This is a genomic window from Streptomyces sp. NPDC004732 (genome assembly GCF_040609235.1).
Lineage (GTDB): Bacteria > Actinomycetota > Actinomycetes > Streptomycetales > Streptomycetaceae > Streptomyces.
The window spans coordinates 121,061-134,872 of the sequence record NZ_JBEXJR010000016.1 but is presented as its reverse complement, the minus strand read 5'-3'; the positions used below and the strand labels follow the sequence as shown (position 1 = coordinate 134,872).

15 protein-coding genes and 1 riboswitch are annotated in these 13,812 nt (G+C 72.4%); of the genes, 6 read left to right on the top strand and 9 right to left on the bottom strand.

What is annotated here, in order from left to right:
- Positions 1–60: 60 nt before the first annotated feature.
- From ABZV77_RS36355 to ABZV77_RS36335, 5 genes are all read right to left on the bottom strand, one after another.
- Positions 61–849 (bottom strand): ABC transporter ATP-binding protein, encoded by a 789-nt coding sequence (locus ABZV77_RS36355; protein WP_356266633.1) that lies wholly within the window; start codon positions 847–849, stop codon positions 61–63.
- A 29-nt stretch (positions 850–878) separates the two neighbouring features.
- Positions 879–1,886: an iron chelate uptake ABC transporter family permease subunit gene (locus ABZV77_RS36350; protein WP_356266631.1), complete on the bottom strand. Its 1,008-nt coding sequence runs from the start codon at positions 1,884–1,886 to the stop codon at positions 879–881.
- 50 nt (positions 1,887–1,936) lie between these two features.
- Positions 1,937–2,980 (bottom strand): ABC transporter substrate-binding protein, encoded by a 1,044-nt coding sequence (locus tag ABZV77_RS36345; RefSeq protein WP_356266550.1) that lies wholly within the window; start codon positions 2,978–2,980, stop codon positions 1,937–1,939.
- A 64-nt stretch (positions 2,981–3,044) separates the two neighbouring features.
- A riboswitch (cobalamin riboswitch) is annotated at positions 3,045–3,231 on the bottom strand.
- 7 nt (positions 3,232–3,238) lie between these two features.
- Positions 3,239–3,709 carry a VOC family protein gene (locus tag ABZV77_RS36340; protein ID WP_356266549.1) on the bottom strand — a complete coding sequence of 157 codons (471 nt, stop codon included), beginning with the start codon at positions 3,707–3,709 and terminating at the stop codon, positions 3,239–3,241.
- Between the two features lie 4 nt (positions 3,710–3,713).
- Complete coding sequence (locus ABZV77_RS36335) at positions 3,714–4,574, bottom strand: helix-turn-helix domain-containing protein (RefSeq protein WP_356266547.1); 861 nt, start codon at positions 4,572–4,574, stop codon at positions 3,714–3,716.
- Positions 4,575–4,740: 166 nt separating this feature from the next.
- Here ABZV77_RS36335 and ABZV77_RS36330 point away from each other — a divergent pair, with 166 nt between their 5' ends.
- Positions 4,741–5,871 carry an HAD family hydrolase gene (locus ABZV77_RS36330; protein ID WP_356266545.1) on the top strand — a complete coding sequence of 377 codons (1,131 nt, stop codon included), beginning with the start codon at positions 4,741–4,743 and terminating at the stop codon, positions 5,869–5,871.
- Here the strand turns inward: ABZV77_RS36330 and ABZV77_RS36325 are convergent.
- Positions 5,849–6,847, bottom strand: coding sequence for an asparaginase (locus ABZV77_RS36325; RefSeq protein ID WP_356266543.1), 999 nt, complete (start codon positions 6,845–6,847; stop codon positions 5,849–5,851). The genes ABZV77_RS36330 and ABZV77_RS36325 overlap by 23 nt on opposite strands.
- A gap of 47 nt (positions 6,848–6,894) precedes the next feature.
- Here ABZV77_RS36325 and ABZV77_RS36320 point away from each other — a divergent pair, with 47 nt between their 5' ends.
- Positions 6,895–7,665, top strand: a complete 771-nt coding sequence (locus ABZV77_RS36320) for an alpha/beta fold hydrolase (protein ID WP_356266541.1) — start codon at positions 6,895–6,897, stop codon at positions 7,663–7,665.
- Positions 7,666–7,686: 21 nt separating this feature from the next.
- Here ABZV77_RS36320 and ABZV77_RS36315 read toward each other — a convergent pair whose 3' ends face one another.
- The 3 genes from ABZV77_RS36315 to ABZV77_RS36305 all read right to left on the bottom strand — a co-directional run bounded on the left by ABZV77_RS36315 (position 7,687) and on the right by ABZV77_RS36305 (position 10,617).
- On the bottom strand, positions 7,687–9,048 hold the full coding sequence (locus ABZV77_RS36315) for a DUF2252 domain-containing protein (RefSeq protein WP_356266539.1): 1,362 nt from the start codon (positions 9,046–9,048) through the stop codon (positions 7,687–7,689).
- Positions 9,049–9,223: 175 nt separating this feature from the next.
- Positions 9,224–10,210, bottom strand: coding sequence for an alpha/beta fold hydrolase (locus ABZV77_RS36310; RefSeq protein WP_356266537.1), 987 nt, complete (start codon positions 10,208–10,210; stop codon positions 9,224–9,226).
- 98 nt (positions 10,211–10,308) lie between these two features.
- Positions 10,309–10,617, bottom strand: coding sequence for a hypothetical protein (locus ABZV77_RS36305; protein WP_356266535.1), 309 nt, complete (start codon positions 10,615–10,617; stop codon positions 10,309–10,311).
- Between the two features lie 167 nt (positions 10,618–10,784).
- Between ABZV77_RS36305 and ABZV77_RS36300 the strand changes: the two genes are divergently transcribed.
- From ABZV77_RS36300 to ABZV77_RS36285, 4 genes are all read left to right on the top strand, one after another.
- On the top strand, positions 10,785–11,153 hold the full coding sequence (locus ABZV77_RS36300; RefSeq protein ID WP_356266533.1) for an ArsC/Spx/MgsR family protein: 369 nt from the start codon (positions 10,785–10,787) through the stop codon (positions 11,151–11,153).
- 125 nt (positions 11,154–11,278) lie between these two features.
- On the top strand, positions 11,279–11,749 hold the full coding sequence (locus ABZV77_RS36295) for a hypothetical protein (protein WP_356266531.1): 471 nt from the start codon (positions 11,279–11,281) through the stop codon (positions 11,747–11,749).
- Between the two features lie 160 nt (positions 11,750–11,909).
- Positions 11,910–12,938, top strand: coding sequence for a glutamine synthetase (gene glnII, locus ABZV77_RS36290; RefSeq protein WP_356266530.1), 1,029 nt, complete (start codon positions 11,910–11,912; stop codon positions 12,936–12,938).
- Between the two features lie 279 nt (positions 12,939–13,217).
- Positions 13,218–13,802, top strand: a complete 585-nt coding sequence (locus tag ABZV77_RS36285) for a winged helix-turn-helix domain-containing protein (protein ID WP_356266528.1) — start codon at positions 13,218–13,220, stop codon at positions 13,800–13,802.
- The last annotated feature ends 10 nt before the right edge of the window (positions 13,803–13,812 follow it).

Genomic DNA, 13,812 nt, shown 5'->3' with positions numbered 1-13,812 from the left:
AGGGGTGCCCGCAGGCCCGTGTTAAGGGCCATTCGTACGCGTCTGGCCTGGTCGCAGCGTTCAGCCCCGCAGGAACCGCACCGAAGGACGCCCGCCCACCGGCCCTTCGCCCTCCCCTGGTGTCACCACCGCCCGCACCCCGTACACCTCCGCGATCAGCTTCTCCGTGATGACCTCCGCCGGAGTGCCCGACGCATACGCCACGCCCTCCTTGAGGATCAGCAGGTGGTCGCAGAACATCGCCGCCAGGTTGAGGTCGTGCAGGGCGATCACGCTGGTGACGGGGAGCTCCGCGACCAGGGACAGCAGGTCCAACTGGTGCTGGATGTCCAGGTGGTTGGTGGGCTCGTCCAGGAGGAGTTCGCGGGGCTCCTGTGCCAGGGCGCGGGCGATCTGGACGCGCTGGCGCTCGCCGCCGGAGAGGGTGTGCCAGGCCTGGGCGGCGCGTTCGGTGAGGCCGGTGCGCGCGAGGGCCTCGCGCACGGCCTGCTCGTCGTGCGGCGTGGGGGTCGACCAAGCGCGGCGGTGCGGGATACGGCCCAGACGTACGACGTCGCGTACGGACAGTTCGACCTGCGTCGCGGCGTGCTGCTCGACCACGGCGATCCGGCGGGCCACCGCGCGGCGGCCCGTGTCGGGGAGGGTGCGGCCGTCCAGGGTGACCACGCCGGAGGCCGGGGCGAGGACGCCCGCGAGGATGCGCAGGAGCGTGGACTTGCCGGATCCGTTGGGGCCGAGGAGCCCCACGGTGGCGCCGCCGGGCGGGGCGAGGCTGACGCCGTCGACGACGAGCCGACCGCCCGCCTCCCTGCTGACGCGGTCGGCGCGCAGGCCCGCGGCGTCGCTCAGGACGGTCGCGCCGTCCCTGATGTCGTGCGTCACGTCGTCCTCCGCGTCCGGTACAGCACCGCCACGAACGCGGGTACGCCGATGAGTGAGGTCACCACGCCGACCGGGACCTCCTGCGGGTCAAGCGCCGTGCGGGCCAGCGTGTCCACCCAGACCAGGAAGACCGCCCCGGCGAGCGCCGTGACCGGGAGCAGTCTGGCGTGTCCGGAGCCGACGACCGCGCGGGCCGCGTGCGGCAGGACCAGGCCGACGAAGCCGATGGCGCCCGCCGAGCTGACCAGGGCCGCCGTGAGCAGCGCCGTCGTGCAGAGCAGGACGAGGCGGGTGCGGGCCACCCGGACGCCCAGCGCCGCCGCGGCCTCCGGGCCGAACGCGAAGGCGTCCAGCGTGCGGGCGTGGCCGAGGCAGACGACCAGCGCCGCCACGAGCACCGCGCCGCACAGCCACACGTCCGTCCAGCCGACCCCGCTGAGCGAGCCCAGGAGCCAGAACAGCACGCCGCGCGTCGTCTCCGCGTCGCCCGCCGTGAGGACGACGAACGACGTCAGCGCGGAGAAGAGCTGCATGGCCGCGACGCCGGACAGCACGACCCGGTCCGTGGTGTCGCCGAGGGTGTGGCTCAGGAGCAGCACGAGCGCGAAGGAGCAGAGCGCGCCCGCGAAGGCGCCCGCGGAGACCGACACCACTCCCCCGCCGACCCCGAGGACGACGACCGCGACCGCTCCCGTGGACGCCCCGGACGACACCCCGAGCACGAAGGGGTCGGCGAGGGGGTTGCGGAGCAGGGACTGCATGACCGCACCGCAGACCGCGAGGCCCGCGCCGCAGACGGCGGCGAGCACGGTGCGCGGCATCCGCAGGTTCCAGACGATGCCGTCCCTGATCGGGGTGAGCGGGCTCTCGCCCCAGCCGAGGTGGGCGGCGACGGTCGACCACACGTCGGACACGGAGATCTCCGCGGGGCCGATGGTGACGGCCACGGAGACGGAGAGGAGGAGCGCGGCGGCCCCGGCGAGCCACAGCAGCCCCTGCCGCACGCGGGCGGGGGCGGCGCCGGTGACACTGCCCGTGTCCGGCGCGGCCTCCGTCACTTGACGAGTCCGAACTTCCGCAGCCCGGCGGCCACTTGCTCGATGCCGTCGACCGTGCGGATCGTGGGGTTCATGGCCTGGCCGCTGAGCAGGACGTACCGCTTCTTCTTCACGGCCGTCAGGTTCTTGGTCGCCGGGTTGGACTCCAGGAACTTGATCTTCGCCGCGGCGCTCTCCGCGGACTGCGACTTGCGGGTGAGGTCGCCGATGACGAGGACGTCGGGGTCGCGGTCGGCGACGGTCTCCCAGTTGATCTGGGGCCATTCCTCGTGGGTGTCGTCGAAGACGTTCTTCGCGCCGAGTTCGCGGGTGATGATGCCGGGGGCGCCGCAGCAGCCCGCCAGGTACGGGGCGTCGGAGTTGGCGAACCAGTACATGAGCTTGGTGCCGGAGGCGTCGGCGGTGTTGATGTCCTTGGTGGCCCTGCCGACCCGGCGCTTCATGTCGGCGATCAGCTGCTCGCCGCGCTTCTCGACGTGGAAGACCTTCGCCAGGTCGCGCACCTCGCCGTAGACGGTGTCCATGGTGAGGGTCTTGACGCGCTTGCCGTCGCCGCCGCCGTCGTTGTCCTTGCCCGCGCAGTCGGTGGGCGAGACGTAGACGGGCACGCCGAGCTCGTCGAACTTCGCGCGGTCGGCGACGCCGCCCTTGCCGACCGTGTAGAGGAAGGAGGCGCTGACGAAGTCCGGCTCCTTGGACAGGACCTTCTCCAGGGACGGGTAGCGGTCGGCGAGCCGCTCCACCTTCGCGTTGTCCTTCGCCAGGTTCTCCAGGACCGGGTCGGTCCAGGTGCCGGTGCCCACCATGCGGTCGGCGAGGCCGAGGGAGAGCAGGATCTCCGTGGAGCCCTGGTCGAGGGAGACGGCCCGCTGCGGGGGTGCCCCGACCTTCGCGTCCTTGCCGCAGGAGGTGACCGTGACCGGGTAGCCCTCGGTGCTCTGCTGCCCGGACTGCGATGTCTTCTGCGCGGAGCCGCCGCACGCGGTGAGCGCGAACAGGCAGGCACAGAGGAGGGCGGATATACGGGCTGTCGAGGACACGTGATCCCTTGGGTGTCACGGCTCATACGCGGAGCCTGGCCTGCGTCGTGACCTCCGCCGCAGGGTGAGCGGGGAGGGCGCCAGCAGGTCTTCGGACTCGGGGATCGGCCGGGCGGGGCGCCTTCCCGGGCGTCCTGTGACGCCCAGTGGCCGTGGCCCCGCCCGTCCCCCTCACCGCTGCGCGTCAGCTCCGGATTCGCACCGGATTCCCTGGCCCAGGTGTGGGTTTGACTGGCTTGCGCAAGTTATCACGCGAGTTCACGCGGTCGGCCCGGGCGTCGTCGCGGTGGTCGGCGCGGGCCTGGGCTCGCCGCGGTACGTCCCGAAGGACCAGCGGTTGCCCTCCGGATCCTCGATGCCGAATTCACGGCTTCCGTAGGGCTTGTCCTCGATCTCGCTGATCACCTTCACACCGGCCTCGGCGAGCCTGCGGTAGAGGTCGTCCACGTGGTCGGTGACGACGTAGGCGCCCGCGGTGCCGGGCCTGCCGCAGGTCGCCTCGTCGGCCGGGTCGTACGAGCCGAGCATGACCCCACCGCCCTCGGGCCAGTCGAGCTGGGCGTGGGCGACCCGGCCCTCGTCCTCGTAGACGGCGGTGCGCAGGAAGCCGACGGTGCCGACGAGGAAGTCGATCAGGGCGGGGGCGTCCTGGGCCTGGAGGCCCGGCCAGATCGCCGGGGCGGGCGTGCTGAGCTGCTGTTCTTGCGTGGTGTTCCGGTTGGTTTCCATGGCTCTACTCTTCGCCCCGGCCGTGCGCCCCGGCTTGGATATTCCGGCACTCTTCGGCCAGCCAGCGGGTGGGGGTCTCGCCGGTGTACTGCCGGAAGTCGCGTACGAGGTGGGAGTGGTCGTAGTACCCGGTGTCGGCCGCGACCCCGGCCAGGTCCGGCGGGGCGCCCGCCGCGACGGCGCGGGTCACGGTGGCCTTGGCGTGCTGGAAGCGCATCAGGCGGGCGGCCTGCTTGGGGGTGAGTCCCGTCTCGGCGCGGAACAGCGCGGTCAGCCTGCGCTCGCTGAGCGCGACGTGCCGGGAGAGGCCGCCGAGGGTGCCCGCGCCCCGGTGCCTGGCCAGCCACGCCCAGGCCTCCGCGACCTCGGGGCGGACGGATCCGGCGGCGCGGTCCGTGGCCGCGCGCCGCCTCAGGTAGGCCGACAGGAGGGCGAAGCGCTCCTCCCAGCGGTCCAGCTCGCACAGCCGCTCGCGGATCTCGGCGGCCGGGTCGCCGAGGACGTCCGTGCCGCCGACGACGAGCTGCCCGGTGAGCCCGGCGGCGGGCAGGCCGAGGAGGGCGCGGGCCGCGAGGGGATGCACGGCGAGCTGGATGCCCGCCTCGTGCTCGGGCTGGACGACGTACGCGGGGCTCTGGTGCAGGCCGCCCACGATGATGTCGGTGCGCGTCGCGTCCGGTCCCGTCGCCCGGTCCGGGGTGCTGCCGGTGGCGATGGTCCCGTCCAGGGAGAAGATCACCGTCAGATACGGCGAAGGGAGCCCCCGGTGCAGCCCCGGCCGCTGCCCCGCGGTGCGGTAGCCGACCGCGGAGACGACCATGCCGTCGAGCCGTGGAGCGGCGCGGACGAACTCACGGGAGTCCATGGGCCCAGTATGCGCGGAACCCTTCTGCTACCCCTGTTCACCCGCCCCATGCCACCGCGCCACGGTGACGTCGATCATGGGAAATGTCCCTGCCGCCCCATAGCATTGCGCGCCGCTCCGGTCGGGGCCGCACATCGCTCGCAGGGAACGGCAGGGACGTAGAGACATGGCAGTACGGGCAAAGAGCAAGCTGGCCGTCATCGGCACCACGGGCGCGCTGGCCGCCGCCGTTCTCGCGGGCAGCGCCCTGTGGCCGACGGACGAGGCGAACGCCGCCGACACCTCGGCGGCCACCGCCCGCGAGCTGTCGCACTGGCCGAAGCCGGTCGCCAAGAAGCTGGGCAAGGTCATCGCGAAGAACGACCACAAGGGTGCGTACGCGGTCTTCGACGCGGACAACACGACGTACCGCAACGACCTCGAGGAGTCGCTGCTCCCCTTCCTGGAGATGAAGGGCGTCCTCACCCGCAAGACCATGGACCCGTCCCTGAAGATCATCCCCTTCAAGGACAAGGCCGGGCACAAGGAGAGCCTCTACAGCTACTACAACCGGCTGTGCGAGGTGGACGACCAGGTCTGCTACCCCTGGGCCGCGCAGATCTTCTCCGGCTTCACGCTGAAGGAGCTCAAGGGGTACGTCGACGAGCTCCTGGCGTACAAGAAGCCGATCCCCGCCGAGTACTTCGAGGACGGCAAGCCGACGAAGACCGAGGTGAAGCCGCCGGAGTTCTCGCGCGGCATGCAGCAGCTCTACAAGACGCTGCAGGCGCACGGCATCGAGGTGTACGTCGTCAGCGCGGCCAGCGAGGATCTGGTGCGCATGGTCCTCGCCGACCCGAAGTACGGCTACGGCGTGAAGCCGCAGAACGTCATCGGCGTCGCCATGCAGCTCAAGGACCGCAAGACCGGTGAGGTCACCAGCTCCCGCAAGGAGATCGCCGAGGGCCGCTTCGGCGAGAAGGACCGCGCGAAGCTCGCGAAGCGCGAGCTGACGCCGAACCTGTGGGCGCCGCTCACCTGGTACGAGGGCAAGCCCGCGGCGATCAACACCTACATCGACGAGTGGAAGAAGCCGGTCCTCGCCGCCGGTGACACCCCGGCCAGCGACGGCCCGATGCTGTTCCACTCCGCGGACGTGGCGCACGGCGGCGTGCGGGTCTGGGTCAACCGCAAGGACTCGTACATGAAGCAGCTCGACGGGATGAAGAAGAAGAACGCGGAGCGGCAGCGCGAGCTCGGCCAGAAGGTGACCGCCGACAAGCGGTGGCTGACGGTCACGCCCGACCAGATCGGCTAGGGCCCCAGCTCCCCAACGCGCGGAAGGCGTCGGCCACTCGGGGGTAGTCGGCGCCGTCCGCCAGCAGGGCGTGCAGCAGGAGTCTGGCCTTCGGCGCGTCCAGCGGCCCCGCGGAGAGCAGGCCGCGGCCGAGCATGTCGTGCTCCGAGCCAGGACCTTGGTACGTCTCGCTCAGCAGCGGGCCCGCGCCCGTGCGGGAGGCGAGGACGACCGGCATGCGGGCGGCGAGCGCGGCCAGCGGGTCGACGAGCCAGGTGGGGACGTGGCCCGCGCCGAACGCCGCCACGACCAGGCCGTCGAAGCGCGCGTCGACCGCTTCGAGGAGTTCGCCGCGGTCCCCGAGGGTGAGCGTGACCAGGGCTACGCGGGCGGCGCCGCGCAGGTCCAGGGGACGGTCGGCAGGCGGTCCCGCGGGCCGGAGCAGGACCCGCGGCCTGCCCTCCACGACGCGGCCGAGCGGGCCCGCGCCCGGCGACGCGAAGGCCGCGACGGAGGTGGTGTGGGTCTTCCGCGCGTGCCGCGCCGCGTGGATCTCGTCGGCGAGGACCACGACGACGCCGAGGCCCGCGCAGCCGGGGTCGGCGGCGACGGCGAGGGCCGCGGCCAGGTTCGCGGGGCCGTCGGCGCCCGGCAGGTCGGGCCGCCGCATCGCCCCGGTCACGACGACGGGGGTGCGGGGCACGCAGGCGAGGTCGAGGAGGAAGGCGGTCTCCTCCAGGGTGTCGGTGCCCTGCACCACGACGACGCCGTGCCCCTGGGCCGTCGCCGCGTCGACCCGCTCGGCGAGGTCGGCCACGTCCTCGACGGTCAGGGAGGAGCTGGGCAGCCTGCGGACGTCGTGGACCTCGACCTCGACGCCGGGCGGGACGGCACCGGCCGCCGCGAGGATCTCGGCGCCGGTCAGCCGCGGCGAACTGCCGCCACCCCGCGCGGAGATGGTCCCGCCGAGGGTGAACACGGACACGGTCGTCGCCATACGCCCCATCTTCCCCCACGCACCCGGCCCGGCCGAGGATGAGCGGCATGACTCAGAACTCCCTCACCACCGCTCAGGACTCCCGCACCACCGCTCAGGACTCCGCCGCCGTCGCCTTCACCTTCGCCTGCGACGGCGAGACGCTCAGCTGCACCGAGGCGCTGCCCGATGCCGCGCGGGCCCCGGCGACCACGGTCGTGCTGCTGCACGGCGCGGGCGCGGGCAGCAAGGCGCGGCTGGCCGCCCTCCAGGCCGACTTCGCGGCACGCGGCTGCCGGGCGCTGGCGCTCGACTTCTCCGGGCACGGCGAGAGCACGGGCGCGCTAGGGGAGTTGAGCCTGCGGCGGCGGTGCGCACAGGCCGTCGCGGTGGTCGAGGAACGGGTGCCCGCCTCCGACGAGCTGGTCTTCGTCGGGTTCAGCATGAGCGGGCAGACCGTGGCGGATCTGGTGGCGCACTTCGGCGCGCAGGTCACGGCTGTCGGGCTCTGCGCGCCCGCGGTGTACGCGGCGGAGGCCTGGCCGCTCCCCTTCGGCGACGGCGACGGCCGCTTCACCGAGATCATCCGTACGCCGGACCGGTGGCGGGACTCGGCAGCACTCGACGTCTACCGGGGCTTCGGCGGCCGTGCGGTGCTCGTGGTGCCCGGGACCGACGCGGTGATCCCGCCCGCGGTGACGGCCGCCGTCGCCGAGGCACTCACCACCGGGTCACGGTTCACGCGGCTCGAACTGCCCGACGCCGACCACGCGTTGGGAGCCTGGCTGCGGGACCACGCGGAGGACCGGCGGCGGGTGGTGGACGCGCTGCTCGGGTGAGAGCCTGTCTTTGAACCCCCGTCATACGCCCGGTGTCGCCGCGAGCACGCCCGAGTCGACCGCCGCCACCAGCGCCGCGTGGTCCCGCGTGTTCTGGGCCGCATAGCGCAGCGCGAAGTCGGCCACGGCGCGGTCGAAGGTGTCGGAGCCGCCCAGATAGGCGGCTATCGCTATGCGGTCGCCGGAGCGGGCGTGCGCGCGGGCCAGGACCGTGCCGCAGAGGCGTGCGTAGGCGCGGAGTTCGGCCGGGGAGAGGGCGGCGGGGTTCACCGAGCCCTTCATGTCGCGCAGTTGGCGCCAGTAGAAGGCGCGGCCCCGGGGTCCCGTCATCCAGCCGAGGAAGATGTCGCCCGCGGCCTGCAGCAGCCGCTGGCCCGCCACCACGCGGTGCCCGGGGTGCAGATAGGGCCCGGTCGTCAGATGCTCCTCGACCACCGATCGGACCGCCTCCTTGATCTGCAGGAAGAGCGGGTCGCCCGCGTCGCGCCCGGCGAGCAGCACGACGTAGCACCGGGTGCCGACGCTGCCGACGCCGACCACCTTGCGGGCCGCGTCGACGAAGCGGTAGCGGTCCAGGAGGAGGCGGCGCTCCTCGGCGAGCGTGGAGCGGTAGTCGCCGAAGATCTTGCGCAGGGCGGCCGTGTCGGGGGCGCCCACCGGTTCGAGGAGCGGCGGGTCGTGGATGATGCGGCGCTCGCCGTCCACGACCTCGGTGAGCTTGCCGAGTGCGTGCAGGCTCGTGCGTCTGCGGGCGTGGTCGAGGCGCGCCGCCGCGCGCTTGCGGGAGCCCGCGGAACGTACGAGAGGGAGCAGGTCGTGCGCGTCGACGTGCTCGTACCAGACGGCGAGCTCCCCGAGACCGGCCAGGCGCCGCATGCCGGTGCGGTACGCGGTCACGGCGTCCTGTGCCGTGGCGCGGGCGGCGTTCTCCGTGGCCCCGTTCTCGCGGGCGGCGACGACCGCGCTGGCGGCGAGCCGCTTGACGTCCCATTCGAAGGGTCCTGGGCAGGTCTCGTCGAAGTCGTCGAGGTCGAAGAGCAGGGAACGCTCGGGCGACGCGAACAGACCGAAGTTCGAGAGGTGGGCGTCGCCGCAGAGCTGCACGCCGAGGCCGGTGTGCCGCTGGGCGGCGAGGTCGCCCGCCATGACGGCCGCGGCGCCGCGCAGGAAGGCGAAGGGGGACGCGGACATCCGGCCGTAGCGGACGGGCAGCAGGTCCTGGAGCCGGTCGGCGCCCTGGCGTTCGAGGACCGAGACCGGGTCCGGGCGGTCGGCGGAGGGGATCCAGGCGCCGTGGGAGGAGCGCGAGGCGCGTTTGCGGGCCTCCCTGCCCGTACGCGCGCGTGCTTCCGGGGTCGTCGCGCGTGGCTCCGGGGCCGTCATGCTCGCTCCCCCTCTCGCGCTCGTGGCGGACACCGGCCGCTCCGCGCGCCGCGGTCGCCGACTGCCCTCAGCTGCAGCCAATGCGGCCACGGGCCCGTGCGCATGCCGGGTACGCCGAACGGGTGACGCGGTCGGACCGGGCCGGACACAGTCGGCGGCAGGGCCCGGGGCCGGGTCAGTGCCCGGTGGCGGTCCTGCCCGGCAGTTCCTCGTCCGCCGCCCACGCCGCCACCCACTTGGCCAGCGTGCCACCAGCCCGCGTCCACGCGAAGTGGTCGAGTCGGCCACCGGCCTCCTGCGCCGTGTAGTGGCAGCGGGTGAGACGGGCTCCGGGGACCTTGCCGAGCAGGTGGTCCAGGGCGGAGGCGGGTGCGAAGGAGTCGTGGTCGACGGAGACCGCGAGCACGGGCAGGTCCAGGGTGCCGAGCGCCTTCTCGTAGTCGCGCGCGGAGCCCTTCCCGCTGTAGCGGCCCGTCCGCACCTGCCGCGCCCAGTCGCGCATGACGCCCTTGGGCTGGTTGCCGCCGAAGCCGAGCCGGGTGCCGGGCCAGCGGCCGAGCACGGTCGCCGTGCCCGCGATCAGCAACTGCACCAGGAGCAGGCCGGGGCCGTGCAGCGGCCCGTACGCGCGGAACCAGACCGACCCCGTGGCGACGACGGCCACCCCGTCAACTCCGGAGCCACTGGCGCAGCTTGATCCTCCGGAGCGCCGCGACAGCGCGGCGTGCACCAGGCCGAGCTGGCCGCCGAGGCTGTGGCCGAGCAGGTGCAGGGGCGGTTCGGTGCCGAGCTCGTCGCGGATCGCCGCCACGACCGCGGGCAGGTCCTCCTCGACGATCGCGCGGTACCCGCCGCTCGGCGCTCCGCGCCCGGCGGCGGACGGCGTCGCCTCGCCCTGGCCGCGCAGGTCGACGGTGAGCACCGTCAGTCCCTCGCCGTGGAGTTGGTGCGCGAAGCGGCGGTAGAAGCGGGCGGGGGTGCCCATGGCGGGCAGGATGAGCACCGCGGGGGCCGGGGGCGGTCCCGGCGCCGGTCCCGAGCCGGACGGCAGGAAGCGTTCGGGCGCGGGGGCGCGGAGCGCGCGCACGGGAAGGCGGGTGCCGTCCGGGAGTTCAGCGGTGGTCAGGAGCGGCAGTTCGCCGACGGGGTCCTGCTTGGTCATGGGGCACAGCATGTCCCATCGCACATGTGAACGCACGGGATCGCGCGCGGAAACGGGGCACCTGGAGGCCAATTCCCTCCAGGTGGCCCGCACTTGCCTCAGCGGCTGTAGCGCATGAGGGCCCGCACCATGTGGCACGTGACGTCGGACGGCGGATGAATCCCGACGTCCTCCGCCATCCTCCGTATCGTGCTGTTTTTAGCCTGATTGGGGAGATAGACGCCCGAGTCGAGCAGTGCTATCGCCAGACGCATGGCCTTCAGGCGGCGGTTGTGGTTGATGTACCACTCGCGCGGGCGTCCGGCGGGCAGCGCCTTCTTCTCCAGCGGTACGTACGGCAGGTCGATCAGGACGGGCTTCGGAACGGTCTTGGACACACGCTTCGATGTGAGTGCGGCAGCGGGCACTGGCATCCTCCTGTCGCGGTCAGGACCCCCCGTCGGGCGCCCTCGAACACTACTGTGATTCTACTGCCAGGCACTGACAATCGCCGCTGGCCAGACCGCCTTTGAGGTAATCGAACAGAAGCCTGCCGATGAGCCTGCGACGGGTGGTTCGCAGGTAGCGTGTGGGCATGGAGATCTGGATCAATCCCGCCTGCTCGAAGTGCCGCAGCGCGCTCACGCTGCTCGACGCGGAGGGCGCCGACTACACCGTGCGCCGCTACCTCGACGACGTCCCCACCGAGGACGAGATCCGCGCCGCCCTCGACCGCCTCGGCCTCGAACCCTGGGACATCACAAGGACCCAGGAGCAGGCCGCCAAGGACCTGGACCTCAAGGACCGCGAGGCCTGGCCGCGCGACGCCGCGGGCCGCGACCGCTGGATCAAGGCCCTCGCCGACCACCCCAAGCTGATCCAGCGCCCGATCATCACGGCGGACGACGGCACGGCGGTCGTGGCGCGCACGGAGGAGGCGGTGCGGGACGCGCTGTCACGCTGAGGGCGCGCAGTTGACCGCCGACCGATGGCCGAAGTCCGGCAAACCGTTACATATGCCTGCCTAGCGTGGAGTGCTCCACACGCCGTCGACCGGACGCAGGATCCGGCACACGGAGAGGAGGCGCCGTGCGGAGCTGGATGTTCGGGGGTGTATACGGAACGGTCCTCGCGAGCGCGCTGCTCGCGGCGCTGCAGTCGCAGGGCGACACCTACACGCCCTACTACGACGCGGCCTGGGTCATGGTGACCGCGGGCACGGCCGCCCTCGCGCACGGCTACGCGCACCACATGTCGACGCACCAGCCGGGGCGGGGCACCCACCGCTGGCGGCAGTTGGCCTGGGCGCTCGTGGACGAGTGGCCGGTGATCATCGCCTGCTGGCCGACCGTCCTGCTGCTGATCCTGGCCGGTGCCCTCGACTGGCCCGAGAGCCGCGTCACCTACGGCGGGCTGCTCCTGAACGCCGCCCTCCTCTTCGCCTGGGGCACGGTGGCCGCGGTGCGGGTCGGCTACCGGCGGCGCTCGGCCGTGCTGATCGGCGGCGCCGACGCGACGATCGGGCTCGCGATAGCGGCCGCCAACGCGGTCATCAAGTGAAGCCCCTTCGTGACGTCAGCCACACTCGCCCCAGGTAACACGGGGTTCACATACGGGCAACGGTCGGGAAATCGCCGGTTGCCACTCTGCTGCTCATCACCACGGCACCGCAGCACCCGCACGTTCTGCGCCGTACCGAGCGTTATGAGGATGAGGCCCCGTGACCTTCAAGGCTGAGTACATCTGGATCGACGGCACCGCGCCGACCGCCAAGCTCCGTTCCAAGACGAAGATCCTTGCGGACGACGCGAAGGGCGCCGAGCTGCCGCTCTGGGGCTTCGACGGATCCAGCACGAACCAGGCCAAGGGCCACGCCTCGGACCGCGTGCTCAAGCCGGTCTTCACCTGCCCGGACCCGATCCGCGGCGGCGCGGACATCCTCGTCCTGTGCGAGGTCCTCAACACGGACATGACGCCGCACGAGTCCAACACCCGCGCCGAACTGGCCGAGGCCGAGGCCCGCTTCGGCGCGCAGGAGCCGATCTTCGGCATCGAGCAGGAGTACACGTTCTTCGAGGGCGACCGCCCGCTCGGCTTCCCCGTCGGCGGCTTCCCCGCCGCGCAGGGCGGCTACTACTGCGGCGTGGGCTCGGACGAGATCTTCGGCCGTGACGTCGTCGAGGCGCACCTGGAGAACTGTCTGCAGGCCGGTCTCGGCATCTCCGGCATCAACGCCGAGGTCATGCCGGGACAGTGGGAGTTCCAGGTCGGGCCGCTCGCCCCGCTGGAGGTCTCCGACCAGCTGTGGATCGCCCGCTGGCTGCTCTACCGCACCGCCGAGGACTTCAAGGTCTCCGCGACCCTCGACCCCAAGCCCGTCAAGGGCGACTGGAACGGCGCGGGCGCGCACACCAACTTCTCCACCAAGGCGATGCGCGAGGGCTACGCCCCGATCATCACCGCCTGCGAGTCCCTCGGTGAGGGCTCGAAGCCGCTGGACCACGTCAAGAACTACGGCGCGGGCATCGACGACCGCCTCACCGGTCTGCACGAGACCGCGCCCTGGGACGAGTACAAGTACGGCGTCTCCGACCGCGGCGCATCGGTCCGCATCCCGTGGCAGGTCGAGGTGGAGCAGAAGGGCTACATCGAGGACCGCCGCCCGAACGCGAACGTCGACCCGTACGTCGTGACGCGGCTGCTCGTCGACACGTGCTGCACCGCGCTGGAGAAGGCCGGGCAGGTCTGATCCCGACCGTTTCCACAGGGTCGCCCGCCGATTACGGTGGGCGACCCTCTCTTCATCTGATTCAATGGGCCCATGGGCAGCCACCAGAACACCGCGACGGGTCGTCATGACCTCGAGCCTTTCTGGCCCTCCCGTCAGCATCACGACTTCGACCGGGTGTGTTGCCGCGCGACGAACGCGCGGGCCCTCTAAAGCCGTTCACCCGGCCTTCGCCTGACGCGCACGACGTACGTCTCGTTCTCGACGACTCCTTCTTCGCGCGAAAGAGCTGACCCCACCATGGCGAATTCCCGTTCCTTCACCGTCTCCACCGCCGCTTCCGGCCCCACCACCCTCACCCCTCCCCCGCTCACGGGCCGGGGCCGCCTGCGGGCCGTCGACCCCGACGAGGTGGTGCACATCACCGACTTCCTGCCGCCGGGCGCCACCTGGCTGCCCGCGCCGCAGCACACCCTGCCGACCCTGCCGGGCCAGCCCCCGATGGTCGGCTACCTCGTCCTCGTACCGGCCGGCCAGGCCCCCACGGCCGCCGCCGAACCCGTGCTGCCCGAGGCGCCGCCCGCGCCCGCCCAGGGACCGATCAGGATCGACGGCGTGCAGCGCGCCGCCGAGGTCGACGGGCGCCTCCTCGACCTCACGTACCTGGAGTTCGAGCTCCTCGCCCACCTCGTCGCGCACCCCCACCGGGTGCACACCCGCGACCAGTTGGTCACCACGGTGTGGGGGTACGGACACGTGGGCGACGGCCGCACCGTCGACGTCCATGTCGCGCGGCTGCGCCGCAAGCTGGGCGCCGAGCACCGCAGGACGATCCAGACGGTGCGCCGGGTCGGCTACAAGTACGCGCCGCCCGCCCAACGCTGACCTGCGGTTC

What these genes read in the sequence shown, in the direction of transcription:
- ABZV77_RS36330 (WP_356266545.1), top strand. Translation starts at nt 4,741, where the DNA reads ATGGCAGTACGGGCAAAGAGCAAGCTGGCCGTCATCGGCACCACGGGC.
- ABZV77_RS36325 (WP_356266543.1), bottom strand. Translation starts at nt 6,847, where the DNA reads ATGGCGACGACCGTGTCCGTGTTCACCCTCGGCGGGACCATCTCCGCG.
- ABZV77_RS36315 (WP_356266539.1), bottom strand. Translation starts at nt 9,048, where the DNA reads ATGACGGCCCCGGAGCCACGCGCGACGACCCCGGAAGCACGCGCGCGT.
- ABZV77_RS36340 (WP_356266549.1), bottom strand. Translation starts at nt 3,709, where the DNA reads ATGGAAACCAACCGGAACACCACGCAAGAACAGCAGCTCAGCACGCCC.
- ABZV77_RS36300 (WP_356266533.1), top strand. Translation starts at nt 10,785, where the DNA reads ATGGAGATCTGGATCAATCCCGCCTGCTCGAAGTGCCGCAGCGCGCTC.
- ABZV77_RS36320 (WP_356266541.1), top strand. Translation starts at nt 6,895, where the DNA reads ATGACTCAGAACTCCCTCACCACCGCTCAGGACTCCCGCACCACCGCT.
- ABZV77_RS36285 (WP_356266528.1), top strand. Translation starts at nt 13,218, where the DNA reads ATGGCGAATTCCCGTTCCTTCACCGTCTCCACCGCCGCTTCCGGCCCC.
- ABZV77_RS36335 (WP_356266547.1), bottom strand. Translation starts at nt 4,574, where the DNA reads ATGGACTCCCGTGAGTTCGTCCGCGCCGCTCCACGGCTCGACGGCATG.
- ABZV77_RS36310 (WP_356266537.1), bottom strand. Translation starts at nt 10,210, where the DNA reads ATGACCAAGCAGGACCCCGTCGGCGAACTGCCGCTCCTGACCACCGCT.